Source organism: Streptomyces sp. NPDC001858 (genome assembly GCF_053594615.1).
The window spans coordinates 121701-145441 of the sequence record NZ_JBSFEV010000008.1 but is presented as its reverse complement, the minus strand read 5'-3'; the positions used below and the strand labels follow the sequence as shown (position 1 = coordinate 145441).

22 protein-coding genes are annotated in these 23741 nt (G+C 72.1%); 8 read left to right on the top strand and 14 right to left on the bottom strand.

Annotation, left to right across the window (positions count from 1 at the left end):
* Positions 1–41: 41 nt before the first annotated feature.
* A complete protein-coding gene (locus ACWCPF_RS14325) occupies positions 42–1010 on the top strand; it encodes an SDR family NAD(P)-dependent oxidoreductase (protein ID WP_451045449.1) in 969 nt (322 codons plus the stop codon).
* Positions 1011–1140: 130 nt separating this feature from the next.
* On the opposite strand, the gene ACWCPF_RS14320 is transcribed toward ACWCPF_RS14325, so the two are convergent.
* A complete protein-coding gene (locus tag ACWCPF_RS14320; RefSeq protein ID WP_451045448.1) occupies positions 1141–2100 on the bottom strand; it encodes a phosphotransferase family protein in 960 nt (319 codons plus the stop codon).
* 167 nt (positions 2101–2267) lie between these two features.
* Between ACWCPF_RS14320 and ACWCPF_RS14315 the strand changes: the two genes are divergently transcribed.
* The 5 genes from ACWCPF_RS14315 (at position 2268) to ACWCPF_RS14295 (ending at position 7771) form a co-directional block, all read left to right on the top strand.
* Positions 2268–3062, top strand: coding sequence for an alpha/beta fold hydrolase (locus ACWCPF_RS14315; protein ID WP_451045308.1), 795 nt, complete (start codon positions 2268–2270; stop codon positions 3060–3062).
* A gap of 149 nt (positions 3063–3211) precedes the next feature.
* Positions 3212–3811: an HD domain-containing protein gene (locus ACWCPF_RS14310; RefSeq protein WP_451045307.1), complete on the top strand. Its 600-nt coding sequence runs from the start codon at positions 3212–3214 to the stop codon at positions 3809–3811.
* A 201-nt stretch (positions 3812–4012) separates the two neighbouring features.
* Entirely contained in the window at positions 4013–5254 is a 1242-nt protein-coding gene (locus tag ACWCPF_RS14305; RefSeq protein ID WP_451045306.1) for an FUSC family protein, read from the top strand.
* A 57-nt stretch (positions 5255–5311) separates the two neighbouring features.
* Positions 5312–6370: a hypothetical protein gene (locus ACWCPF_RS14300; protein WP_451045305.1), complete on the top strand. Its 1059-nt coding sequence runs from the start codon at positions 5312–5314 to the stop codon at positions 6368–6370.
* Between the two features lie 126 nt (positions 6371–6496).
* The gene (locus ACWCPF_RS14295; protein WP_451045304.1) at positions 6497–7771 is read left to right on the top strand and encodes a lactonase family protein; all 1275 of its coding nucleotides are present in this window, start codon (positions 6497–6499) and stop codon (positions 7769–7771) included.
* Here ACWCPF_RS14295 and ACWCPF_RS14290 read toward each other — a convergent pair.
* From ACWCPF_RS14290 to ACWCPF_RS14280, 3 genes are read right to left on the bottom strand one after another with little or no spacing between them, the layout of a single operon-like run.
* Entirely contained in the window at positions 7739–8464 is a 726-nt protein-coding gene (locus ACWCPF_RS14290; RefSeq protein ID WP_451045303.1) for a DUF2470 domain-containing protein, read from the bottom strand. The genes ACWCPF_RS14295 and ACWCPF_RS14290 overlap by 33 nt on opposite strands.
* A gap of 27 nt (positions 8465–8491) precedes the next feature.
* Positions 8492–9253, bottom strand: a complete 762-nt coding sequence (locus tag ACWCPF_RS14285; RefSeq protein ID WP_451045302.1) for a hypothetical protein — start codon at positions 9251–9253, stop codon at positions 8492–8494.
* Between the two features lie 23 nt (positions 9254–9276).
* Entirely contained in the window at positions 9277–9891 is a 615-nt protein-coding gene (locus ACWCPF_RS14280) for a TetR/AcrR family transcriptional regulator (RefSeq protein WP_451045301.1), read from the bottom strand.
* 108 nt (positions 9892–9999) lie between these two features.
* On the opposite strand from ACWCPF_RS14280, the gene ACWCPF_RS14275 reads away from it, so the two are divergent.
* Positions 10000–11571 (top strand): cytochrome P450, encoded by a 1572-nt coding sequence (locus tag ACWCPF_RS14275; protein WP_451045300.1) that lies wholly within the window; start codon positions 10000–10002, stop codon positions 11569–11571.
* On the opposite strand, the gene ACWCPF_RS14270 is transcribed toward ACWCPF_RS14275, so the two are convergent.
* From ACWCPF_RS14270 to ACWCPF_RS14225, 10 genes are all read right to left on the bottom strand, one after another.
* Positions 11533–12396 (bottom strand): pentapeptide repeat-containing protein, encoded by an 864-nt coding sequence (locus ACWCPF_RS14270; protein WP_451045299.1) that lies wholly within the window; start codon positions 12394–12396, stop codon positions 11533–11535. The genes ACWCPF_RS14275 and ACWCPF_RS14270 overlap by 39 nt on opposite strands.
* Before the next feature lie 25 nt (positions 12397–12421).
* Entirely contained in the window at positions 12422–13165 is a 744-nt protein-coding gene (locus tag ACWCPF_RS14265; RefSeq protein ID WP_451045298.1) for a PIG-L deacetylase family protein, read from the bottom strand.
* 28 nt (positions 13166–13193) lie between these two features.
* Positions 13194–14495 carry an alpha/beta fold hydrolase gene (locus ACWCPF_RS14260; protein ID WP_451045297.1) on the bottom strand — a complete coding sequence of 434 codons (1302 nt, stop codon included), beginning with the start codon at positions 14493–14495 and terminating at the stop codon, positions 13194–13196.
* A 104-nt stretch (positions 14496–14599) separates the two neighbouring features.
* Positions 14600–15634, bottom strand: coding sequence for a LacI family DNA-binding transcriptional regulator (locus tag ACWCPF_RS14255; RefSeq protein WP_451045296.1), 1035 nt, complete (start codon positions 15632–15634; stop codon positions 14600–14602).
* 91 nt (positions 15635–15725) lie between these two features.
* Entirely contained in the window at positions 15726–17150 is a 1425-nt protein-coding gene (locus tag ACWCPF_RS14250) for a BNR repeat-containing protein (protein ID WP_451045295.1), read from the bottom strand.
* A 17-nt stretch (positions 17151–17167) separates the two neighbouring features.
* Positions 17168–17488: an L-rhamnose mutarotase gene (locus ACWCPF_RS14245; protein WP_451045294.1), complete on the bottom strand. Its 321-nt coding sequence runs from the start codon at positions 17486–17488 to the stop codon at positions 17168–17170.
* Between the two features lie 49 nt (positions 17489–17537).
* Complete coding sequence (rhaS, locus tag ACWCPF_RS14240; RefSeq protein ID WP_451045293.1) at positions 17538–18620, bottom strand: rhamnose ABC transporter substrate-binding protein; 1083 nt, start codon at positions 18618–18620, stop codon at positions 17538–17540.
* A gap of 44 nt (positions 18621–18664) precedes the next feature.
* Complete coding sequence (locus tag ACWCPF_RS14235) at positions 18665–19657, bottom strand: ABC transporter permease (RefSeq protein WP_451045292.1); 993 nt, start codon at positions 19655–19657, stop codon at positions 18665–18667.
* A complete protein-coding gene (locus ACWCPF_RS14230; protein WP_451045291.1) occupies positions 19650–20744 on the bottom strand; it encodes an ABC transporter permease in 1095 nt (364 codons plus the stop codon). The genes ACWCPF_RS14235 and ACWCPF_RS14230 overlap by 8 nt, the downstream gene beginning before the upstream one ends.
* Positions 20741–22258: a sugar ABC transporter ATP-binding protein gene (locus ACWCPF_RS14225; protein ID WP_451045290.1), complete on the bottom strand. Its 1518-nt coding sequence runs from the start codon at positions 22256–22258 to the stop codon at positions 20741–20743. The genes ACWCPF_RS14230 and ACWCPF_RS14225 overlap by 4 nt, the downstream gene beginning before the upstream one ends.
* Positions 22259–22540: 282 nt before the next feature.
* On the opposite strand from ACWCPF_RS14225, the gene rhaI reads away from it, so the two are divergent.
* Positions 22541–23701 (top strand): L-rhamnose isomerase, encoded by a 1161-nt coding sequence (gene rhaI, locus ACWCPF_RS14220; protein ID WP_451045289.1) that lies wholly within the window; start codon positions 22541–22543, stop codon positions 23699–23701.
* Positions 23702–23741: the final 40 nt, after the last annotated feature.

Genomic DNA, 23741 nt, shown 5'->3' with positions numbered 1-23741 from the left:
TTGACTTCGAGAGCACTCCAATTCGTAGCGTTGCGGACATGATCGACACCGCACAGCACAAGATCGGCTCGGGCTTCGGCGCCACGAGCACCGCCGAGGACGTTCTGCAGGGCATCGACCTGACCGGGAAGCTGGCTGTCGTCACGGGCGGGTACTCCGGACTCGGCCTGGAGACCACCCGCGCGCTGGTCGACGCCGGCGCCCGGGTCGTCGTCCCCGCACGCAGGCCGGAGACAGCCCGCGAGAACCTCGCCGCACTCGACGGCGTCGAGACGGACGAGCTGGACCTCGGCGACCAGGACAGCGTGCGCGCCTTCGCCGACCGGTTCCTCGCCTCGGGCCGGACCATCGACTTCCTCATCGGCAGCGCCGGGATCATGGCCTGTCCGGAGACCCGGGTCGGCCCCGGCTGGGAGGCGCAGTTCGCCACCAACCACCTCGGGCACTTCGCCCTCGTGAACCGGCTGTGGCCCGCGATCGAGCCCGGCGGCGCCCGGATCGTCTCCGTCTCCTCGCGGGCCCACCACTTCGCGGGCATGCGCTGGGACGACGTCCAGTGGCGCGAGGGCTACGACAAGTGGGCGGCGTACGGGCAGGCCAAGACCGCGAACGTGCTGTTCGCGGTCCACCTCGACCGGCTGGCCCGGGACCGGGGCGTACGGGCCTTCGCCCTGCACCCCGGCGGCATCCTCACGCCCCTCCAGCGGCACCTGCCGAAGCAGGAGATGGTGGAGCGCGGCTGGATCGACGAGGACGGCAAGGTGCTCGACCCCGAGGGCTTCAAGTCCCCGGAGCAGGGCGCGGCCACCCAGGTGTGGGCGGCGACCTCGCCGCAGCTGGCCGGGAGGGGCGGCGTCTACCTGGAGGACTGCGACATCGCCGAGCCGGCCTCGGCGGACGACGCCACAGACGGGGTCAGGGCCTGGGCCACGGACCCGGAGCAGGCGGCACGGCTGTGGGAGCTGTCCGCCGAGCTGACGAGCGTGAACGCGTTCCCCGCGCAGGGCTGAGCGCTCAGCTGGAAGCGCCGCGAGGTGCCGTTGTTCCGCTGCGGCGCCGTCGTGGCTGGTCGCGCAGTTCCCCGCGCCCCTTCGGGGCGCGACCTCCCCCGACCCGCTTGGCCCGCGGGATCTCAGGCCGTCAGAGCGCCGGGTCGGTGAGCTCGTCCAGTGCTGCCTGGAGTTCCGGGTCGACCGCCTCCTGGAGCCAGCGGTCGTGGTCCGCGCCGCTCGCCCGGGGGATCGTCTCGACGAGCATGATCAGGTAGAGGTAGGCGCGGTAGAGGGCGAGGCGCAGCCGGGCCGACCGGTCGAAGGCGGCCCGGCCTCCGGCGTCGCGGTAGCCCCCGAGGAACGCCTCGTCCTTCCTGATGTCCCCCAGCAGCGCCAGCGAGACGAAGTCGGCGAGGGGGTCGCCCCAGAACATGCGTTCGCCGTCGATGAGGCCGCCGATCCGGGGCCTTCCGTCGGCGGGGCGCTCCACCAGGACGTTGCCCTGCCACAGGTCGAAGTGGACCAGCCGTGGGACGGTGACCTCGTCGAGGGCGTCGTAGGCGGTCCGGGCGACGGCGGCCACCTCGTCGACCGGCCGGGGCAGTCGGGCGCCGTGGTCGCGGGCGTCGTCGAGGATGCCGTCGAACATCGCCGTGAACGCGGTGCGCCAGTCGGGGGCGAGCGGGCCGAACGCGCCGGAGGGGTAGCCGAAGCCGGGCCCGGTCACCCGGTGCAGTCGGGCGACCTGACGGCCCAGCTCGGCACGCAGTTCCGTCTGTTCGACGGCGTCGAGCGAGTCGTCCCAGGGGTCGCCCGGGCACGCCGTCATCAGCAGCAGGCGTCCGTCGACGGCCAGGACCTGGGGCGCAGGCACCTCGGCCGCGGCCGCCCCGCGGCAGAACTCCGCCTCCCCGATCAGCAGTCGGCTCTCGTAGCGCAGGCCCGGCGCGGTGGGAGCGACCTTCAGCACATAGCGGCTGCCGTCCGTCAGCCGGAGTTCCTCGACGGTGTTGTACGTGCCGCCGCTGAGCGGACGCACCCCGGCCAGCCGGTCGGGCGGGACGGCGGCGAGCGCCAGCACCTGCCTGGCCCGATCCATCGAGTCCATGGAGTCGGTCGGGTCCTTCGAGTCCGTCACCGTGTGCCCACCCTTCCGCGGTCTACAGGAGCGCGATCCCGGTAAAGGGTACGGACGACGGCCGACTGGCGGGATCGAGACAGCGGTCGGCGGATTGTGCGTACCGGAGTCGGTCGGAACCGGTCTACGGTCGGCTCATGGCAGAGATCAGCTTCCGGGCGTCCGACGACTGCACCCTGCACGCCACCGCCGTCGGAGCGGGCCCGGCCCTCGTCCTGATGCATGCCGGCGGCCCCGACCACCGCAGCATGCTTCCGCTGGCCGAGCGGCTCGCCGACCGCTGGACCGTCGTGCTCCCCGATCTGCGCGGCTATGGCCGTTCGGTCTGTACCGATCCGGCCCGGCACACCTGGGCCCAGTACACCGACGACGTGATCCGGCTCCTGGACCGCCTGGAGCTGCCCGGCGCCGTGCTCGCCGGGGCGGGCCTGGGCTCCACGATCACGCTGCGGACCGCCGCCGCGCACCCGGACCGGGTCCGGGCCGCCGTGCTGATCGGCGTCGAGGACATCGAGGACGACGCAGCGAAGGAGGCCGAGATCCGCTTTCTCGACGCGTTCGCCGCCCGCGTCGCGGCCTACGGCATCGAGGCCGGCTGGGAGCCCATCCTGGCCCGCTTCCCGCCCGTCGTCGGGGACATGGTGCGCGACGCCATCCCCCGCTCGGACCCCGCGAGCATCGTGGCCGCGGCCGCCATCGGCCATGACCGCTCCTTCCGCAGCGTCGACGAGCTCGCCGCGATCACCGCGCCGACGCTCGTCTTCCCCGGCACCGACCCACGTCACCCCACCGCCCTCGCCGAGGCGGCCGCCGCCGTCCTCCCGCACGGACGGCTGGCCACGATCGTGATCGGCGACGAGCTCCGGACCGCCGAGGACCTCGCCCGCGCCCTCGCTCCCGCCGTCCGCGAGTTCCTCACCGGCGTCGCGTGAAGAGCCGTAGCCAGGCGGGTCGGACGAAGTCGGCTGCGGTTCGGCCGCGCCCTTCAGGGGCGCGGGGAACTGCGCGACCAGCCACGACGGCGCCGCAGCGGAACGACAGCACATCGCGGCACTTCCAGCGGCGCGCCTAGGCTGGGCGGATGACGACCGCCCCGACCGTGCTGTCCATCGCCCTGGAGGAGACCTCGGACCCCGCGCTGCGTCCGCTGCCCGCGCAGGTCGCGGTGCTGCTGGACGAGGTCGGCGCACAGCCGCGGCTGGTGGCTCATCTGCGGGCCGTCCACGATGTCGCGGACCGGCTCGTCGACTGGATCGGGGCGCACTGTCCAGCCGCGGCGGTGGACCGGGAGGCGGTGCTGTTCGGCGCGGCCACGCACGACATCGGCAAGACCGTGCACCCCGGGGAGCTGTCCGGCCCCGGCGCCCGGCACGAGGAGGCCGGCCGGGAACTCCTGCTGGCCCACGGCGTGCGCCCCGAGCTGGCGCGGTTCGCCGGGACCCACGCCTCCTGGACGGCCCCCGACGTCGTCCTGGACGACCTGCTGGTGAGCCTGGCCGACAAGGTGTGGAAGAACAAACGGGTGGCCGACCTGGAGGACCTGGTCGTGGCGGAGCTGTCGCGGGCCGGCGGCCGGCCGGTGTGGCAGGAGTTCCTCGACCTCGACGAGTTCCTCACCGCCGTCGGCGAGGACGCGGACCGCCGGCTGGCCTGGCAGACGGCACATCCGCTCCACGGCTGAGCGGGGGTGCGGGCAGCCCGGGCGTGAGCTCGGGGGATTCCCGCCGCGCCCGCGTGCGCCCGGCGTCTTCCCCGGCCGGTGGGAACGATCTAGGCTCGCTCGCGGACAGGTCCGGTCCTCGATGCAGCCGATGGTCCGTCGGGTCCCGCGAGGTGGTGAAGAGACGTTCGAGGCTGCCGGGGAAAGGGAACGGATCTGGCGATGCGAGATGTACGTGAGCGTGCGGCGCCCCTGGTGCGGCTGGCGCGGCGGCACCGGGAGCCCGGTGTCGTCCAGGCGCTGCGGTCCGCCGCCGCGGCCACGATCGCGTATGTCATCGCGCTGCGGCTGAGTCCGGAGGCGCTGCCGCTGACCGCGCCGCTGACGGCGCTGCTGGTCGTCCAGGTCACCCTGTACGCGACGCTCACCAACGGGGTCCGCCGGGTGAACGCGGTGGTGGCCGGGGTGCTCGTCGCCATCGCCTTCAGCCTCCTGGTCGGTCTGACCTGGTGGAGCCTCGCGCTGCTGATCATCGCCTCGCTCGCGGTGGGGCATCTGGTGCGGGTCGACGAGTACGTCCCCGAGGTGGCGATCAGCGCCATGCTGGTGCTGGGGGTGACCACGGTCGGGGACACGGCGTGGGCGCGGGTGGTGGAGACGCTGATCGGCGCGGTCGTCGGGCTCGCCTGCAATGTGCTGCTGCCGCCGCCGGTGTGGGTGGAGGAGGCGGGCGAGTCGATCGAGGGACTGGCCCGCCGGCTGCGGCAGCTGATGCTGCGCATCGGCGAGGAGGCCGCCGGGCGCACGCCGTTCGAGGAGGCGGCCGCCCGGCTGCACGAGGCCCGCCGGCTGGACCACGACATCGTGTCGGTGGACGCGGCGCTGCGGCAGGCCGAGGACAGCCTGCGGCTGAACCCTCGGGTGCGCGAGGGGCTGCTGCACCGGGTGGTGCTGCGCACCGGTCTGGACACGCTGGAGATCTGCACGGTCGTGCTGCGGGTGCTCGCCCGGACCCTGACCGACCTCGCCAAGGAGCGTGAGCCGCAGCCGCTGTTCCCGCCCGCGATCGGCGAGACCGTGGAGCGGCTGCTGTCGGAGATCGCCGACGCGGTGGTCAGCTTCGGGGTGCTGGTGACGACGTCCGTCAGCAGCAACGCGGACGCCGCCGAGGCCCGGCTCAGCGCCGAGCTGCGGCAGGCGGCGGCGACCCGCGACAAGCTCGCCCAACTGCTGCTGGAGCAGCTCCAGCACGACGCCCGCCAGTGGCAGCTGCACGGCGCGGCGCTGGCCGAGGTCAACCGCATCCTCGACGAGCTCGACACCGAGCACCGCACCCGCCGTCTCCTGGAGGAGCTGGACCTGGTGTCGCGGGAGCAGCGCGAACGGATGCCGCGGCTGACCCGTTTGCGCGAGCGGCTGGGCGTTCAGGAGCAGCTGTGGCGGAACCGTACGGGGATCGGCTGACGTTCTCCCTGAGGGAGCGCCGGGCGGGGCCGGCGCGGGACACGAGGGAGCGGGCCGATGACCGGGACCACCGTAAGGATCGACGGGGACACGCTGCGGCTGCCGGGCGGGGTGGCGGTGCGGTTCATGCGGACCCTGCGGCTGCCGGAGAGCGGTACGCACGACCTGCCGCCGGGGCTCGGCACGTTCCCGGTGCGGCGGGTCTCCGACCATCCCGACACCGTGCCGGCCGACTGGCTGGCGCGCGGTGGCGTGCTGCTGCCGATGTATCTGCGCGAGGCGATGTGGCTGAGCTTCGGGGGCTCGACGGAGCCGGCCGCGCTGCAGGTCGGAGCGGGCAAGGTGTGCGCAGTGTCCGGCAAGCCGTGGAGCGACCGGCTCTCCCGTGATCCGCAGAACTATGTGGCGCTGCCCCGTCAGCCCTGGCTGGACGGCATCAACTCGGGCCGGGGCACGGTGCGCCAGTTCGTGGCGGTGCCGCTGGGCCTGGGGGCGACCGTGGAAGGCCAGGTCACCGGCGAGGAGGTGTGGGGCGGGGTGCAGCTGCAGTCGTTCCCGCTCGACGAGCGCAAGCGCGCCGCGTGGCTGGAGGCGGAGCGCCGCCGCGCCCTGGAGACGAGCAGCGTGAAGTCGGTGCGGACCGTCGGATTCGGCGCCCCGCCCGGGACGGGCGCGGTCCCGATGATGCCGGCCGCCGCCCCCGCTCCGGGCAGCGCGCCCCGGGCCCGGGCGGCCGCGGCGATGGGCCTGGGGGTGGGCGGTTCGATGCGGCAGGAGGTCTACCGGGACGGCCGTCCGGTCGCGGACTACACCGAGAGTCCCGCCGCCCGGGTCTTCGTGCATCTGGTGACGCCCCCGGAGTGGCGTCGCATCACCGGCGAGGAGCCGCCGGCCTCTCCGGTGGACCGCGCCGCGTACACCAGGGCCGGGCTGCCCTGGTACGACTACTACGACGACGACGCGCAGGACGTCGCGCCCAGCGACACCCTGGCGGCCGTGCAGCCGGTCGGCGAGTGGCTCGGGGCCGATCTCGACCCGTGGCAGCCGCCCGCCCCCGGCCAGGTGCACCACCTGAAGGACGCGCCGGGGCAGGCGGTGGAGGACGGCGACTGGTAGGCCGGATCCCCCGCCACTGATAGCCCCGCTCCCCCGCCCTCGGGGGTTCCGCTTTTGCGTTCGACCGCCGGTCCGGGTGAAGGTGGCAGTCACGGCGGTGACGGACGACGACCTGAGGTGCTGGCCATGGGCAGTGGGACGGAAGCGGCGCGCGGCGGCCTGAGCAGGCGTCGTTTCGTCGGACTGCTCGGCGGCGCGGGCGCGGCTTCGGCCCTGGCCGCCTGCGGCGACGAAGGCGGCTCACGCGATGCGCTGGGAGTCCGGGAGACCCAGGAAGCGCGGGAAGCGCGGGAGGCGCAGCAGGGCGCGCCGAAGCAGCCGGCGTCGTCGGCGTCGCCGGAGCCGTCGGCGTCCGCCTCGCGCAGTGCGTCCGGTCCCCGTCCCCTCTACCTGGGCACCTACACCTCGGCCGCGGGCGGCGGGAAGGGCGTCGGCGTCGCCTCGTACGACTCCGCGTCGGGGCGGATCACCGGCCGGGGCACGATCACCGGCGTCCCGGACCCGTCGTATCTGGCGGTGCACCCGGACGGCAGCACGCTGTACGCGGCGAACGAACGCGAGCGCGGCGCGGTGACCGCCGTACGGCTGTCGGATCAGAAGGTGCTGGGCAGCCAGGCCACGGGCGGGACGCACACCTGCCAGGTGTCGGTCCATCCGAGCGGCCGGTGGCTGCTCAGCGCGGACTTCGGCTCGGGCAGCGTGGCCGTGCACCCCATCGACGCCTCGGGGGCGCTCGGCGAGCGCACCGACAAGGTCGTCCACAGCCGTCCGGCCCCGCGGTCGGGCCAGCAGGGGCCGCACGCGCACCAGTTCATCACGTCCCCGGACGGCGGCCATGTGCTCGCCGTCGACCTCGGCACGGACACGGTGTACAGCTACCGGCTGGACGGCACGGCGGGGACCCTCACCGAGGTCGCGCAGGCGCACACCCGTTCGGGGGCCGGTCCGCGTCACCTCACGTTCCATCCGGGCGGCCGGTACGCGTACCTCGCGAACGAGGCCGACGACACGGTCGCGGTCTGCTCCTACGCCCCGTCGAGCGGCCGGCTGACGATCGGGAAGCCGCAGTCGACGGGCGCGAAGGCGAAGACCAACTACCCGGCGCAGTTCGCCGTCACGCCGGACGGCAGGTACGCGTACCTGGCCAACCGCGGCGACAACACCCTCGCGCGCTACGCGGTGGAGTCGGACGGGGCCCGGCTGCGACTGCTCGGCACGGTGCCGGTGGAGGGGGACTTCCCCCGGCAGATCGCCCTCTCGCCGGACGGCGGTCTGCTGTTCGCCGCCAACCAGCGCTCCGGTACGGTCAGCGTCTTCCGGGTGGACGGCGCGGACGGTGGACTGCGGCTCGCGGGCGAGCCGTTCGCGTCACCCGTCGCGGTCTGTGCGCTGCCGCTGTAGGGCGCGCGGGCAGGAGACGGCCGCCGCCTGGGTGAGCAGGACGTGCATGCGTTCGGTGAGCTGGGAGACGTCGTCGGCGGGCGCGTGGAAGGGCAGGCGTACATCGCCGTGGGCGCGGGCGCGCTCGATGCGCAGCGTCAGCCCGTGCCGGTCCACGGCGAGCGGCTGGACCCGGACGGCGCCGAGCAGGCTCTCCCGGTCGACGAGCCGGGTGAGCCGCTCCACGGCGTCGGGGTGGGAGTCGGCGAGATGCGTGAGCAGGTGGGCCTCGGCGGTCGCGAGGGGATCGGGCTCGGCTTCCGCGAACTCGTCGAGGCCGACGACGACCGCGCCGGTGGGCTGTTTCAGCACGACGCGGGTCGCGTGGAAGACGAGCGCCTCGTCCTCGGGGGCGAACCAGCCGGCCAGCCAGAGCCGGGCCCGGATACGGTTGCGGACGGGGACGGGGGCGACGTCGCCGAACTCCAGCACCGCGGACGGCTCGCCGCGGGGCGCACAGATCGCCGCGGTGAGCAGGGCGCTGTCCTCGGGCACGTGCAGGATCACCCTGCCGTCCTCGTCGACGGTGTGTGCGCCGACGAACTCCTCGCGCCCGCCGTCCGCGGTCACCGCGCAGGACCACGAGGCCGCGAGCACCGAACGGGCCCGCTCGGCAGCGGCAGGCACGGCAGCCCAGCTTTGGCTGTCACCCATCCCAAAACCTCCTTAGGTAAGCCTTGCCTAACCTATCGGAGATCCGTGCCCGCGCCAACCACCATGGCCACACCCGTCGGGTTCGGGCATCAGCCGCCACCCTTCGGGGGTGAAGGTGAAGGTGTCGTCGAGGGGGCCTTCCTCGCCGCAGCGCACGGCGAGCAGGATCGGCTGCGGGCGTTTCGGGGGCCACTCCCCGTCCGGCTCAGTGCCGTTCCAGAGGTGGAACCACACCACCGGCTCCGCGAGCTCCGGCCCGAAGTAGCCGAGCGTCTTGCCGTAGTACGGGTTGGTGCCGCCCAGCATCAGGGCCGGCTCCCCGAACTCCGTGACGACGTCCGGCCAGGTGCGGTCCTCGGCCGCCCAGGCGCGCGCCCGGTCCCGCACGCGCGCGTGGTCGTCCGCGCCGAGAACCCGGTCCGGCCGAAGCCAGCCGCGCCGGCGCGCGAACTCCGCGTACACCGACGCAAGTTCGTCCGCGTCGACCCGGTGGCCCGGCGCCATGTCCCGGAAGACGCCCTTCACCCCCGTGCTCCTCCCGGAGCGATCGAGCCAGGACCGCCACTGCTCGTCCCAGGCCCCGGTGGCACGCTCGACGAACGCCAGCTGTCTGAAGGCCACCCACAAGGCCGGCTCGCCCCCGTACATGCCAAGGCGTCTCAGCATCAGGTTCACCTGTTCGACCAGGTCGGCATGGATCTCCTCGGCGCTCGCGAGCGAGTCGAGGGAGCCGCGGGCGTCGAGGGCATCGGGCGCGTTGCGGGAGTCGAGGGCGTCGGCGGAAGTCATCCCCCATTCTCCCCCGCCGGAGATCATCCCGGCAGGGAAATGACCCCCAGCAGCGCCCGGGCGCACAAGTCCCGCACCTGCTCCCGTGACAGGTCCGAGCCGCGCAGCCACTCCAGGCAGACCGCCGTCGTGAACGCCAGCCAGCCGCGCACCGCCAGCCGCACGTCCGGGCGCTCGCCGAAGAGCGGGCCGAACTCCGGGTCGGCGCCGAGGGCCGCCAGGATCTGGCGCTCCTGCGCCTGGAGCGCCCGCCGGTAGACCTTGCGCACGGCCTGGTCGCCGGCCGCGTCCGCACGGTGGAAGGCGCGGTAGCCGTGCGCGTGCGTCTCCACGTACTCCAGGTAGGTGTCGAGGCCGGACGCGAGCTGATCGCGGACCGGGATGCCGGGGACCGCCGCCGTCATGCGCAGCATCCGCTCGCTCTCGCGCTCGACGACCGCCGCGAAGAAGTCCCGCTTGGTGGGGAAGTAGTGGTACAGCAGCCCCCGGGAGACGCCCGCGATCTCGGCGACCTGCTCGATCCAGACGTCGTCGTACGGACTCTCCGAGAACAGGCGCGCGCCGACCGTCAGGAGCTGTTCCCTGCGTTCCCCGGTGCTGAGTCGGCGCCGGGTGCGCTCCCCCTGGTTCGCGGCCATGCCCGCACCTTACTTGACGCCGGTTCGACGACGGGACCAGACTGAGCCGCGTTATTGAACCCACGTACAACATGCTCAACCTGCCGCTGCATCAAGGGAGATCGCGTCATGGCGGAGACGGGGACGACGACCGGCGAGATACTGCCGAAGGGGTTTCGCAGCGCGGAGCTCGGCTGGCCCGAGCTGGAGCGCATTCCGCATCCGCCGCACCGGATCCCGCTGCTCGGCGACCTCCTGGGCGCGAGCCGGCGCACACCCCTCCAGGACTCCCTGCGGTACGCCGAAGAGCTGGGGCCGATCTTCCGACGCAAGGCGTTCGGCCGGGAGTTCGTCTTCGTGGGGGGCGCGGCGCTGGCCGCCGACATGGCGGACGAGGCGCGCTTCGCCAAGCACGTGGGGCTGGGCATCGCCAATCTGCGGCCCGTCGTCGGGGACGCCCTGTTCACGGCGTACAACCACGAGCCGAACTGGCAGTTGGCGCACGACGTCCTGGCCCCGGGCTTCAGCCGGGAAGCCATGGCGGCCTACCACCCGATGATGCTGGACGTGGCCGAGCGGCTCACCGGCCACTGGGACCGGGAGCTGGCCGCGGGCCGGGCGGTGGACGTGCCGGGCGACATGACGAAACTGACCCTGGAGACGATCGCCCGCACCGGCTTCGGCCACGACTTCGGCTCCTTCGAACGCGCCCGGCCGCATCCCTTCGTGACGGCGATGGTGGGCACCCTCACCTATGCCCAGCGCCTCAACACGGTGCCGTCCCCCGCCCTGTTGCGGCGGGCCACGCGGCGCAACGAGGCCGACATCGCCTACCTCGACCGCACCGTCGACGACCTGGTGCAGGCCCGCCGGGACCGGGGCGGCCGAGGCGGCGCGGACGGCGGGGACGGTGATCTGCTGGACCGGATGCTCGACACCGCCCACCCCGAGACCGGCGAACGGCTGTCGGCGCGGAATGTGCGGCGTCAGGTCATCACCTTCCTGGTCGCCGGCCACGAGACCACCTCCGGCGCGCTCTCCTTCGCTTTGCACTACCTCTCCGTCAACCCGCGGATCGCGGCCCGCGCCCGCGCCGAGGTGGACCAGGTGTGGGGGGACACGGCGGCGCCGGCCTACGAGCAGGTGGCGAAGTTGCGCTACCTGCGCCGGGTGCTCGACGAGGCGCTGCGGCTGTGGCCGACGGCGCCCGCGTTCGCTCGGGAGGCCCGGGCGGACACGGTGCTGGGCGGGGAGCATCCGATGCGGCGGGGCGGGTGGGCGCTGATCCTCACCGCGATGCTGCACCGGGATCCCGAGGTGTGGGGGCCGGACGCCGACCGCTTCGACCCGGACCGCTTCGAGGCGGCGGCCGTCCGTGCGCGGGCCCCGCACACCTACAAGCCGTGGGGCACCGGGGCGCGGGCCTGCATCGGACGGCAGTTCGCGCTGCACGAGGCCACGCTGGTGCTCGGGCTGCTGCTGCGCCGCTACGAGCTGCGCCCCGACCCGGCCTACCGGCTGCGGGTCACGGAACGGCTGACGCTGATGCCGGAGGGGCTGCGGATGCACCTGGAGCGCCGCACGCCGACGCAGGTTCCGGCGGAGGTGCCGATGCCGATGCCGTCCGGCGTGCCGGTCGACGAGGAGGCCGCGGGGCCGTCCTCAGAGGCGCGGTGCCCAGTGCGCCGGGCGGGTGACTGACTCCGGCAGCCTGGTGCCCGCGCTGCCCCGGGCCGCGTTCAGCTGCGGCTGGGTCAGGAAGATCGCGCCGGTCAGATCGGCGTCCGTGAGGTCGGTGTCGCGCAGGTCGGCGCCTATCAGGTCCGCTCCGCGCAGATCGGCGCCGGTGAGGTCGGCCGCGATCAGGTAGGCGCCGCGGAGGTTCGCGCCGCGCAGCTCGGCGCCCTTGAGGCGGGCGCCCATCAGGTCGGCGCCCCGGCGCTCCTTCTTGCGCCCGCCGATACCGGCCCGGGCGAGTTCGCTGGTCTTCAGCAGCAGTGCGTTGACATCCTGGCGGTGTGCCGGGACGTCGAGCGCGATCAGTTCGTCCGGGTTCAGCCGGGTGAGTTCCTCCGTCGCCCGCAGGGCCCGGCTCAGGTCGCCGTGGATCGGGCGGGCGGCGGGGAGGGTGAGCGCCTCGGCGAGGTACCAGAGGAGTTCGTGGAGTTGCCGGACGACCGGGAACACCTCGGTCATCCGGCGGGCGTCCGCCCGGGTGGCCGTGCGCCGGTCGCGGCCGCCGAAGGTGAGCTGCGAGACCTTCTGGCCGGCGCCGAAGCAGTCGTAGACCGTGCAGCCGGTGAAGCCCTTCTGCCGCAGCCGGGCGTGGATGCCGCAGCGGTGGTCCTCGCCCAGGTTGGGGCACTCCTTGCCCGCCGGCTTGTCGATGGCGAAGTCCGCGGAGCGGGCGAAGGGCAGGGCCACACAGCACAGGCCGAAGCAGTTCTCGCAGTCGCCGCGCAGTCCGGCCCGGTCCGCAGTGGTGTCCGTCGGGTCCGCCGCGTCGTCCGCCGTCGTGTCTCGCATGTCGTCCACCCTAGTGACCTGCGGACTACCGGCTGAAGAGCTCGAAGGCCACGGCCGGGCGGCCGCCGAACCGCTCGCCGACGGACTTCGCCACCCCGGTCAGGAAGCCCCGTACGTAGGTCTCCGGATCCTCGTCGGTGAGCGCGGCGATGTAGGCGCGGTGCTCCAGCAGCGAACCGACCGCGCGCTCCAGGCCCGCCGACGCGTCCATCGCGTGGCTGGGCGTCGCCGATCCGGCCACGGCGACCCAGCGCACGCCGTTCCAGGGTTCGAGGCCCTGCTCGACGAGTTCGGGGAAGATCCATCGGTTCCCGGCGTCCCCCGCCGCGTCCAGGACGGCGCGGCCGACGGCGACGTGGTCGGGGGTGTTCCAGGCGACCCCGCCCCAGGTGTCGCGGTGGTTGAGGGTGATGACGAGTTCGGGGCGGTGCCGGCGGATCGCGGCGGCGATGTCCCGGCGCAGCGGGATCCCGTACTCGATGACGCCGTCCCGGTGGTCGAGGAACTCGACCGCGGAGACGCCGACGACGGCCGCGCTCGCCCGCTGCTCCCGCTCGCGCAGCGGGCCGCACTCGGCCGGCGGGAGGGTGTCGATGCCCGCCTCGCCGCGGGTCGCCAGCACATAGGCGATCTCACGGCCGGCGTCGGTCCAGGCGGCGACGGCCGCGGAGCACCCGTACTCGAGGTCGTCCGGGTGCGCCACCACGGCCAGGGCACGGCTCCAGTCCTCGGGCATGGGCTGGAGCTGGGGGACAGTCGGCTCGGTCATGCTCGAAGACTAATGCGTGACACTGACATCACGCTTCGTCACGGATCAGGGCGAGCAGCCGGTCCAGGACGCGGGGGCCGCCGGCCCGGACGCCGTCGTGTTCGAACTCGTCGGTGACCCAGGTGCGCAGGCCGCGGATCGAGCGGGCGGTGCGCAGCGAGTGGGCGGTGTCGACGTAGAGGTCGTCGTGGTAGATCGCCGCCGCGACCGGGACCTCGTTGGCGGCGAGGCGGGCGGAGTCGTACAGGGGCGGCCAGTCGGTGCGGGCGGCGAGGAGTTCGGCGGTCTCGCGCAGCGGGCGCAGCGCGGGGTCGGTTTCGAACATCCAGGGGTGGATCGTTTCTCCGGTCAGCAGCAGCGGTCCGTCGCCGGTGAGCGTCTTCGCGGCGTCGAACTGCGGGAACTCGGCGCGCACCCGCTCGGCCGACCAGGCGGTGGGGCGCTCGTCCTGGCCGTAGACCGCCTCGTGGACGAGGGCGTAGAGCGGGTGTCCGGCGTAGGAGAGCAGGCCCTGGATCTCCTCCTGGAAGGCGTCGGACAGCTCCGGGCCGTGCGGGGTGGGGACGAAGGCCTCCTCCAGGAGGTGGTGCAGGCGGTGGCTGCCCTCGCTGCCGCCGAGGAGGATGCCGAGGGTCTGGAAGGCCTCGACGGTGAGGCGGTAGCCGTTGGGCAGCGTCACCTCGTGGTGCTGGAGGTGGTCGGCGATGCGGCGGACGCGTTCGACGTCCTGCGGGTAGCGGGCGTAGTGCGCGGCGGCCTTGCGCTCCATGCGCGGGTAGGCGGCGCGGTAGACGTCGTCGGCGTGGGCGTCCAGGGAAGGCAGGCCGCCGGTGATCAGGGCGGCGGCCAGGCCCTCCGGGGCGGTGGAGAGGTAGGTGACCGTGCAGAAGCCGCCGAAGCTCTGGCCGAGCACGGTCCACGGGTCGCCGCCGGTGACCTCGCGGCGGATCAGCTCGCAGTCCCGGACGATCGAGTCGGCCCGGAAGTGCGCGAGGTGGGCGGCCTGTTCGGCGGGGCCGCCGCGCAGCGGGAGCGTCTGGCGGTTGGCCGGGGTGGAGTGGCCGGTGCCCCGCTGGTCGAGCAGGAGGACCCGGTACTCCTTCAGGGCGCGGCCGAGCCAGGCCGGCTTGCCGACGAAGCGGTTGGCGCCGAAGCCGGGGCCGCCTTGCAGGTAGAGGAGCCAGGGCAGGCCCTGGCCGACCTTGTCGCTCGCGACGACCTCACGGGCGTAGAGCCCGATCGTCTCCCCGGTCGGGTCGGCGTGGTCGAGCGGCACGGTGAAGCGGCGGTCGGTGAGTACGACGCCGGGCTGGCGGTAGCTGAGGGACAACAGGGGTCTCCTGGGACGCTCGGTGTGCGGGCCGCGTCCCAGTTCAGCACATGTCCGGTCGGCGCCGGAGCCCGGGGGATCATGACCGGCTGCTGAACGGCCGATCAGCGCGCCGAGAGGCTGGACCTGCGCACCACCAGTTCGGGCTGGAGCACGACCCTGCGGTGTTCGTGCGGGGCGACGGCCACCCCGTTCTCGCTCTCCTCCGTCTCCTCCAGCAGCATCTCGGCGGCCAGGGCGCCCATGGTGACGGCGGGCTGGCGGACCGAGGTGAGGGGGACGGCCGCGGCGGCCGCGAACTCGATGTCGTCGTAGCCGACGATGGCGAGGTCGTCGGGGACGCCGACGCCGGCCGCGTACATGGCTTGCAGGACGCCGAGGGCGAGCAGGTCGTTGGCGCAGAACACGGCGGTCGGGCGGTCGGCGAGGCCGAGGAGGCGGGCGCCCGCGTCCCGGCCGGCGGCCACGTCGAGGCGTTCGGTGGGCAGCTCGCGCAGGGCCTCGGGCCCCAGGCCCGCCTCGGCGAGCGCGTTGAGGGCGCCGGTGCGGCGGTCGCGGACCTGGGTGAAGCCGGGCGGGCCGCTGACATAGGCGAGGGAGCGGTGTCCGGCGTCGATGAGGTGGCGGACCGCGAGCGCGCCGCCCGCCACGTCGTCCACCGACACCGAGCATTCGGTAGTGCCCTCGGAGACCCGGTCGACGAGCACGAAGGGGATGCCGTGCCGACGGAAGGACTCGATGTTGCGGCCGGTGGCGTCGGCCGGGGTGAGCAGCACGCCGCGCACCCGCTGCTCGGCGAAGAGCGACAGGTACTCGGCCTCCTCGCCGGCGCTCTCGGCGCTGTTGCAGACCATCACGCCGAGCCCGGCGTCCCGGGCGGCCCGTTCGGCGCCGCGGGCGACGTCCACGAAGAAGGGGTTGCCCATGTCGAGGACGAGCAGCCCCATGATGCGGCTGCGCCCCGCGCGCAGCTGGCGGGCGGACTCGCTGCGGACGTAGCCGAGCCGGTCTATCGCCGAGAGCACGCGTGCCCGGGTCTCGGTGGCGACGGTGTCCGGGCGGTTGATGACGTTGGACACCGTGCCGACGGAGACTCCGGCGGCTCGGGCGACGTCCTTGATACCCACCGAATGGGCCATCAGGCGGGGACCTCCAGGTGAACGGGGCACGGCGGGACGGCCTTCACATTACCGTCGTCCCGCCGGGCCCCTGTCCGCGTAAGGGTGCGGATCATGCGGGCAGTGCGAAGTCGATGACATGGAGCGCCGACGGGGTCGTCCCGGTCGACTTCTCCTGGTACATGAACGACAGCACGTTGTCGGCCCCGACCCGCAGTTCGTCGATGACGACCTCGCCGAAGGCGTTCAGGCCGGTGCCGTCGAAGAGGACCGTCCAGTCGGTGTGGCCGGAGGCCTTGGAGGCGCCGGCGATCCGGCCGAAGGGGAAGATCGCGTAGGCGTTGTCGTACTTGTCCAGGACGAGTTTGGTGCGCTGGCTGGAGCCGAGGACGACGGGGATCTCCGTCTTCTGCCAGGTGCCGGCGGAGTTCTTGCGCACGTGGAAGGCGCGGCCGTTGGCGGTGCGGTCGCTGACGTAAGCGGTGGTGCACTGGCCGAAGCGGCCGGGGACGTAGCTGATGATCGCGTGCGGCAGGCCGGTGGAGTCGGTGGCCTGGCTCTCCTGGTTCATCAGGGAGTGGTCGGGGTTGAGCGCGTCCACGACGAGTCCGCCGTCGGTGACGGCCACCTTGTCGGAGCCGCCCGTGGTGCCGACGGCGGTGCCCGCGTCGTTGCGCCAGGTCCGGCCGCGGTCGTCGGAGTAGACGTAGCCGGTGTCGTGGTTGGTGATGCCGCCGCCGGAGCACATCACGGCGCCGTTCTGCTCGCGCCAGGTGAAGAACGCGTGCAGGCGGCCGTTGACGTCGTAGTCGATGCCGTGCAGGTACATGTTGCGGACGGTCGACGTGCCGTGCTCGCTGGTGTAGGAGCCGGTGGAGCTGGACCACTCGCCGAGGTTCGTCCAGGTCGAGCCGTCGTACTCGGCGAGCGCGTTGCGGCCGTTGCCGGAGACGCCGGCCCGGTAGCTGAGCTGGAGCCTGCCCTCGGGGGTGGCGACGAACTGCGGGTAGGTGAACTGGGCGGTGAGCGCGAGCCCGTCGAGGGTGGTCTGGACGGCGCCGAAGACGGACGAGGTCCAGGCGGTGCCCGCCGGGTCGTCGAGGAGTCCGGCGGCCGACTTCACGTAGAAGAAGCCGTCGCTGTGGGAGTCCATGTTGAGGTGCAGCCGGCCGTCGACCCGGGAGACGCCCATGGAGATGACGTTGTGCGAGTCGCTGGCCTTGAGCTGGTGGGAGAGGGTGACGGTGGACCAGGCGACGCCGCCGAGGACGCGGCGGGCGACGACCGCGTTCCTGGTGGCGGTGTACCAGGCGGCGTACTGGTAGCCCTTGTAGGTCAACAGGCCGTTCTTCTGGAACGAGTTGTTGTTGACCAGGCCGTCGTAGGACACGAAGAAGATCGCCGTCGCGTCGAGCCGGGTGGTGCCCGTCCGGGTGACCGAGGGGCCCGGGTCGGCCGCCCGGGCGGTGCCGGCGGCCAGGGCGGGGGTCGCCACGGCCCCGGCGAGGGCGGCTCCGAGCAGCGTACGTCTGTTCATCTCGCAACCTTTCGTCGTCACACGAGGTGGAACACTTCGGTGAGCGGTTTCATCGCCTCGTCGGGGCGGGATCCGTCGAGCGACTCGAAGAACGGGGACATCTCGGCCTGCCAACGGGCGTTGACGTCGGTGGCCTCCATGCCCGCGAGGGCGGCTGCGAAATCCTCGGTCTCCAGATAGCCGACGAGCAGGCCGTCGTCTCTGAGGAAGAGCGAGTAGTTGTGCCAGCCGGTGGCCGAGAGAGCTTCCAGCATCTCCGGCCACACGGCGGCGTGGCGTTCGCGGTACTCGGCGATGCGGTCCGGTCGGACCTTGAGCAGGAAACAGACGCGCTGCATGAAGTACCGCTCCCAGTGGGGTGGGTGACAGGGGATCAGAACAGGGGGATCAGAAGTTGAACTGGTCGATGTTCTTGGCGTCGAACACGGTCGGCTTGCCGAGGCTGATCACGCCGTCCTTGCCGATGGTGTACGTGGTGCCGCCGGCCTTGAAGGTCTCGCCCTCCTTGCCGGTGATCTGGCCCGAGACCAGCGCGACGGCGGTCTGCGCGGCCAGCGCACCGAGCTTCGAGGGGTCCCACAGCTCGAACGCCTCGACGGTGCCGTCCTTGACGTAGTTGCGCATGTCGTTGGGGGTGCCGAGGCCGGTCAGCTTGACCTTGCCCTTGTACTTGGAGCCCGACAGGTACTGGGCGGCCGCCTTGATGCCGACGGTGGTCGGGGAGATGATCCCCTTCAGGTTCGGGTACTCCTGGAGCAGGCCCTGGGTCTGCTGGAAGGACTGCTGGGCGTCGTCGTTGCCGTACGCGACCTTGACGAGCTTGACGTCCTTGTACTTGGCGTCCTTCAGCTCGTCCTTCATGAAGTCGATCCAGGTGTTCTGGTTCGTCGCCGTCTGCGCGGCGGACAGGATCGCGATCTCGCCCTTGTAGCCGATCTGTTCGGCGAGCAGCTGCACCTCGGTGCGGCCCAGGTCCTCGGCGGACGCCTGCGAGACGAAGGCGTTGCGGCACTCGGGGTTGGTGTCCGAGTCGTAGGTGACGACCTTGATGTCGTTGCTCATCGCCTGCTTGAGCGCGGTGCACAGGGCGCCCGGGTCCTGCGCGGACACGGCCATCGCGTCGACCTGCTGCTGGGTCAGGGTGTTGACGTACGACACCTGCCCCGAGGTGTCCGTGGCGCTGGACGGGCCGACCTCCTTGTAGCTGGAGCCCAGCTCCTTGAGGGCCGCCTCGCCGCCCTTGTCGGCGGAGGTGAAGTAGGGGTTGTTGACCTGCTTCGGCAGGAAGCCGACGGTCAGGCCCTTCTTGGTGGCCGCGTTGGGGTCGGCCTTCCCGCCGGAGGCCGCGGCGCCGGTGGACTCGTTCTTCACGTCCTCCTTGGTGGTGCCGCCGCAGGCGGTCGCGGCGAGGGAGAGGGAGGAGACGACGGCGAGAGCCGCACAGGCACGGCGCAGGGATGACTTACGCATGGTGGTGTCGGTCCTTTACGAGAAGGGCTGGGGAGGGCTGTTTCTCAGGCCGTCGTGGTCGAGGCCGCGGCTCTACGGCCCGCCCTGGCGACGGAGATCTGCCGTGCGACCCGGGGGGCGAGCACGGAGACGACGAGCAGAACGCCGGTGACGACGATCTGCGACTGTGCGGAGACGTCCTGGAGGCTCATGACGTTCTGGAGCGCGCCGAGCAGGAAGACGCCGGCGATGGCGCCGCCGAGCGTGCCCTTCCCGCCGTCGAAGTCGATGCCGCCGAGCAACACCGCGGCGATGACGGAGAGTTCGAGGCCGGTGGCGTTGTCGTAGCGGGCGCTGGCGTAGTGCAGGGCCCAGAAGATGCCGGTGAGGGAGGCCATCAGGCCGGTCGTCGTGAACAGGATCAGCTTCTGCCGCTTGACGCGGATGCCGGCGAACCGGGCGGCCTCCTCGCTGGCGCCGGTGGCGAACACCGAGCGGCCGAACGGGGTGGCGTGCAGCACGACCACGGCGATCGCGAGGAGCACGACGAAGGGCAGGAAGGCCTGCGGGAGGAAGCTGTCCCCGACGCGTCCGGCCGCGAAGTCCAGGTACTGGGTGGGGAAGTCGGTCACCGCGTCGGAGCCGAGCACGATCTGGGCGATGCCCCGGTAGGCGGCGAGGGTGCCGATGGTGACGGCGAGCGAGGGCAGGCCCAGCCGGGTGACGAGCAGACCGTTGATCAGGCCGCAGACCACGCCGATCAGCAGGCAGATCGGGATGATCGCCTCGATGGTCAGGCCCTGGTTCCACAGGGCTCCCATGACCGCGCCGGACAGACCGGCCGTGGAGGCCACCGACAGGTCGATCTCGCCGGAGACGACCAGCAGGGTCATCGGCAGGGCGATCAGCGCGATCGGCAGGGTGTTGCCGATCAGGAACGACAGGTTCAGCGCGTTGCCGAAGCCGTCGACCGTGGAGAAGGAGAACAGCAGCAGGACGATCAGGAGGGCGCCGACGACCGTGTCCCAGCGGACGGCGCGGGTGAGCGACTCAGGCATGGCCCGCGTCTCCCTTCGTGACGGTGGTCTTCTCGGGGGCCGTGGTGCTCCTGGCGGCGGCCGACTTCTTCTTCAGGGCGGACGCCACCCGCAGCGCCACGATCCGGTCGACGGCGATGGCCAGCAGGAGCAGCACGCCGTTGATGGCGAGCACCCAGACCGAGCTGACGCCGAGGGCGGGCAGGACGCTGTTGATGGAGGTGAGGAGCAGCGCGCCGAGGGCCGCGCCGTAGACGCTGCCGGAGCCGCCGGTGAAGACGACTCCGCCGACCACGACGGCGCTGACGACGGTGAGTTCGTAGCCGTTTCCGGTGCTGGAGTCGACGTTGCCGAACCGGGCCAGGTACATCGCCCCGGCGAGCCCGGCGAGGCCGCCGCAGAAGGTGTAGGCGACCAGGATCCGCTTGCGGACCGGGATGCCGGCGAGGCGGGCGGCCTCCGGGTTGGAGCCGAGCGCGTACAGCTCGCGGCCGCTGCCGAAGTGCTTGAGGTAGTAGGCGGCTCCGATCAGGACGACGACGGCGATCAGGGCGAGCCAGGGCACGGCGGAGAGGCCGCCGGAGCCGAAGTCGACGAAGGAGCCGGGCAGGTCGGCCGCGGTGATCTGGCGGGAGCCGACCCAGATGGAGTCGATGCCGCGGATGATGTACAGCGTGCCGAGGGTGACCACGAGGGCGGGCACCTGGCCGAGGCTGACCAGGAGGCCGTTGAGGAGCCCGAAGCCGACGCCCGTCAGGATCGCCAGCACGATCGCGATGACCGGGTTGCCGCCGCCCTGCAGATAGGTGCCCGTGGCGAAGGCGGAGATGCCGAGCGTGGAGCCGACCGACAGGTCGACGTTGCGGGTGATGACGACCAGGGACTGACCGGTGGCGACCAGCACCAGGATCGTCGCGTTCAGCAGCAGGTCCTTGATGCCCTGCTCGGACAGGAACTCGCTGTTGCCGGCCTGGGTGACGGCGATCATCACCAGGAAGACGGCCAGGATGGCGAGTTCGCGCATTTTGAAGACGCGGTCGACCAGCCGGGTGCCGCTGGACTTCGGCGCCTCGGCGACGGGCGCCTCGTGGGACGTGGTCACCGTCATGCGGCGGCCCTCCCGGTGGCTGCGGCCATCACGGTTTCCTCGGTGGCTTCGGTGCGGGGGATCTCGGCGGTGATCCGGCCCTCGTGCATCACCAGCACGCGGTCGGCCATGCCGAGGATCTCGGGCAGGTCGGAGGAGATCATCAGGACGGCGACCCCGTCGGCGGCCAGCTCGCTCAGCAGCCGGTGCACCTCGGCCTTGGTGCCGACGTCGATGCCGCGTGTCGGCTCGTCGACGATCAGCACCCTGGGCCCGGTGGCGAGCCACTTGGCGAGGACGACCTTCTGCTGGTTGCCGCCGGACAGCGTGTTGACGGTGTCGGCGATCCGGGCGTACTTCACCTGGAGCTTGACCGCCCAGTCGAGGGAGCGGCTGCGCTCGGCGCCGCGGTCCATCAGACCGGCCCTGACGGTCGTGCGCAGGCCGGTCAGGCCGATGTTCCGCTCGATGGACATGTCCATCACCAGGCCCTGGGCGCGCCGGTCCTCGGGGACCAGGGCGAGGCCCGCGGACATCGCGGCGGAGGGCGCGCCGTTGGTGAGCCGGCGGCCGTCCACGGAGACCTCTCCGGCGTCCCAGCGGTCGATGCCGAAGACCGCGCGGGCGACCTCGGTGCGGCCGGCGCCGACGAGTCCGGCGAGGCCGACGATCTCGCCGCGCCGGACCTCGAAGGAGACGTCGGTGAAGACGCCCTCGCGGGTCAGCCGGCGCACGCTGAGGGCGACCTCGCCCGGGGTGACGTCCTGCTTGGGGTAGAGCTCGTCGAGGTCGCGGCCGACCATCCGGCGGACCAGGTCGTCCTCGGTCATGCCCGCGATGGGCTCGCTGGCGATCCAGGCGCCGTCGCGCAGGGTCGTCACCCGCTGGCAGATCTCGAAGATCTCCTCCAGGCGGTGGGAGATGAACAGCACGGCCGCGCCCTGTTCGCGCAGGGTGCGCACGACCTTGAAGAGACGGGCGACCTCGCTGCCGGTGAGGGCGGCGGTCGGCTCGTCCATGATCAGGACGCGGGCGTCGAAGGAGAGCGCCTTGGCGATCTCGACGATCTGCTGGTCGGCGATGGACAGCCCGCGCGCCGGACGGTCGGGGTCGAGGTCGACGCCCAGCCGGCTCATCAGCGCGGCGGTCTCGGCGTGGGTGGCCTTGTGGTCGATGCGGCCGAGGGTGCGCCGGGGCTGGCGGCCCATGAAGATGTTCTCGGCGATCGAAAGGTCGGGGAAGAGCGTGGGCTCCTGGTAGATCACGGCGATGCCGGCGTCGCGGGCGTCGCCGGGACCGTGGAAGGCGACGGGCTCGCCGTCGAGCAGCACCCGGCCCGCGTCGGGTCGGTGCACCCCCGCAAGGGTCTTGATGAGGGTCGACTTGCCCGCGCCGTTCTCGCCGGCGAGAGCGTGCACCTCGCCGGGGAACAGCTCCAGGGAGACGCCCCGCAGGGCGCGTACGGCGCCGAAGGACTTGGTCACGTCCTTCAGTGCCAGCACCGGTGGTGCTCCCGTGTCGGACGGGTGGGTCATGGGTGGCTCCTCGACGACGTCCGCGCACCGTTCCCACCGAGTACCGGGGGGCCGTCACGACGTCGTGAAAGGTTTCAACTGGATTGCCGGGACGTTAGACATGGGCGGCATGTCACGTCAATGGGTCCGTCTCGAAAAGTTTTCGATAGCCGAAGGTCACGCGAGGGTCACGGACAACAGTCCTGGCCGAAGGGGTTGACACTCCCCCGGCAGCCTCATAGCTTCCCGTTCTGAATCGTTTCATCCGGGAGTTGTTCCGGACCGATGTCTCAGGAGCCCGAAGTGACCGACCTCGCCGCGGTGAAGGCCGCGCTGAAGACCCAGGCCGTCGAGACGCCGTCATGGGCGTACGGGAACTCGGGGACCCGCTTCAAGGTGTTCGCGCAAGCGGGCGTCCCGCGCACCCCGCAGGAGAAACTGGACGACGCGGCGCAGGTGCACGCGTTCACCGGAGTGGCCCCGACCGTGGCGCTGCACATCCCCTGGGACAAGGTGGAGGACTACTCCGCACTTGCGAAACACGCCGAGGACCGGGGCGTGAAGCTGGGGGCGATCAACTCCAACACCTTCCAGGACGACGCCTACAAGCTGGGCAGCATCTGCCACCCGGAGGCGGCGGTCCGCCGCAAGGCGCTCGATCATCTGCTGGAGTGCGTCGACATCATGGACGCGACCGGCTCCGCCGATCTGAAGCTGTGGTTCGCCGACGGCACGAACTATCCCGGGCAGGACGACCTCCGCGAGCGGCAGGACCGGCTGGCGGAGGGGCTGGCCGAGGTGTACGAGCGGCTCGGGGACGGGCAGCGGATGCTGCTGGAGTACAAGTTCTTCGAGCCGGCCTTCTACGCGACGGACGTCCCGGACTGGGGCACCGCGTACGCGCACTGTCTCAAGCTCGGCCCGAAGGCGCAGGTCGTGGTCGACACCGGGCACCACGCGCCGGGGACCAACATCGAGTTCATCGTCGCCACGCTGCTGCGGGAGGGGAAGCTCGGCGGGTTCGACTTCAACTCGCGGTTCTACGCGGACGACGACCTGATGGTGGGCGCGGCCGATCCCTTCCAGCTGTTCCGGATCATGTACGAGGTCGTGCGTGGGGGCGGTTTCACCTCCGAGGTGGCGTTCATGCTCGACCAGTGCCACAACATCGAGGCGAAGATTCCGGCGATCATCCGGTCCGTGATGAATGTGCAGGAGGCGACGGCGAAGGCGTTGCTGGTCGATCGCTCGGCGTTGGGCTCCGCCCAGGCTGCGGGGGATGTGCTGGAGGCCAACGCCGTGGTGATGGATGCGTACAACACGGATGTGCGTCCGCTTCTTCGTGAGGTGCGGGAGGAGATGGGGTTGGACCCCGAGCCGCTTGTGGCGTACCGCCGATCCGGATGGGCCGAGAAGGTTGTTGCTGAGCGGGTTGGTGGGGAACAGGCCGGTTGGGGCGCGTAAGCGTCTGCCTGGATCTGTTTCGTCGCGGAGTGCGGGCCGG

Bases quoted from the DNA above. Each gene is read 5' to 3' on its own strand.
- ACWCPF_RS14320 (WP_451045448.1), bottom strand. From the start codon at position 2,100: ATGGACTCGATGGATCGGGCCAGGCAGGTGCTGGCGCTCGCCGCCGTC.
- ACWCPF_RS14315 (WP_451045308.1), top strand. From the start codon at position 2,268: ATGGCAGAGATCAGCTTCCGGGCGTCCGACGACTGCACCCTGCACGCC.
- ACWCPF_RS14310 (WP_451045307.1), top strand. From the start codon at position 3,212: ATGACGACCGCCCCGACCGTGCTGTCCATCGCCCTGGAGGAGACCTCG.
- ACWCPF_RS14305 (WP_451045306.1), top strand. From the start codon at position 4,013: ATGCGAGATGTACGTGAGCGTGCGGCGCCCCTGGTGCGGCTGGCGCGG.
- ACWCPF_RS14300 (WP_451045305.1), top strand. From the start codon at position 5,312: ATGACCGGGACCACCGTAAGGATCGACGGGGACACGCTGCGGCTGCCG.
- ACWCPF_RS14295 (WP_451045304.1), top strand. From the start codon at position 6,497: ATGGGCAGTGGGACGGAAGCGGCGCGCGGCGGCCTGAGCAGGCGTCGT.
- ACWCPF_RS14290 (WP_451045303.1), bottom strand. From the start codon at position 8,464: ATGGGTGACAGCCAAAGCTGGGCTGCCGTGCCTGCCGCTGCCGAGCGG.
- ACWCPF_RS14285 (WP_451045302.1), bottom strand. From the start codon at position 9,253: ATGACTTCCGCCGACGCCCTCGACTCCCGCAACGCGCCCGATGCCCTC.
- ACWCPF_RS14280 (WP_451045301.1), bottom strand. From the start codon at position 9,891: ATGGCCGCGAACCAGGGGGAGCGCACCCGGCGCCGACTCAGCACCGGG.
- ACWCPF_RS14275 (WP_451045300.1), top strand. From the start codon at position 10,000: ATGGCGGAGACGGGGACGACGACCGGCGAGATACTGCCGAAGGGGTTT.
- ACWCPF_RS14270 (WP_451045299.1), bottom strand. From the start codon at position 12,396: ATGCGAGACACGACGGCGGACGACGCGGCGGACCCGACGGACACCACT.
- ACWCPF_RS14265 (WP_451045298.1), bottom strand. From the start codon at position 13,165: ATGACCGAGCCGACTGTCCCCCAGCTCCAGCCCATGCCCGAGGACTGG.
- ACWCPF_RS14255 (WP_451045296.1), bottom strand. From the start codon at position 15,634: ATGGCCCATTCGGTGGGTATCAAGGACGTCGCCCGAGCCGCCGGAGTC.
- ACWCPF_RS14250 (WP_451045295.1), bottom strand. From the start codon at position 17,150: ATGAACAGACGTACGCTGCTCGGAGCCGCCCTCGCCGGGGCCGTGGCG.
- ACWCPF_RS14245 (WP_451045294.1), bottom strand. From the start codon at position 17,488: ATGCAGCGCGTCTGTTTCCTGCTCAAGGTCCGACCGGACCGCATCGCC.
- rhaS (WP_451045293.1), bottom strand. From the start codon at position 18,620: ATGCGTAAGTCATCCCTGCGCCGTGCCTGTGCGGCTCTCGCCGTCGTC.
- ACWCPF_RS14235 (WP_451045292.1), bottom strand. From the start codon at position 19,657: ATGCCTGAGTCGCTCACCCGCGCCGTCCGCTGGGACACGGTCGTCGGC.
- ACWCPF_RS14230 (WP_451045291.1), bottom strand. From the start codon at position 20,744: ATGACGGTGACCACGTCCCACGAGGCGCCCGTCGCCGAGGCGCCGAAG.
- ACWCPF_RS14225 (WP_451045290.1), bottom strand. From the start codon at position 22,258: ATGACCCACCCGTCCGACACGGGAGCACCACCGGTGCTGGCACTGAAG.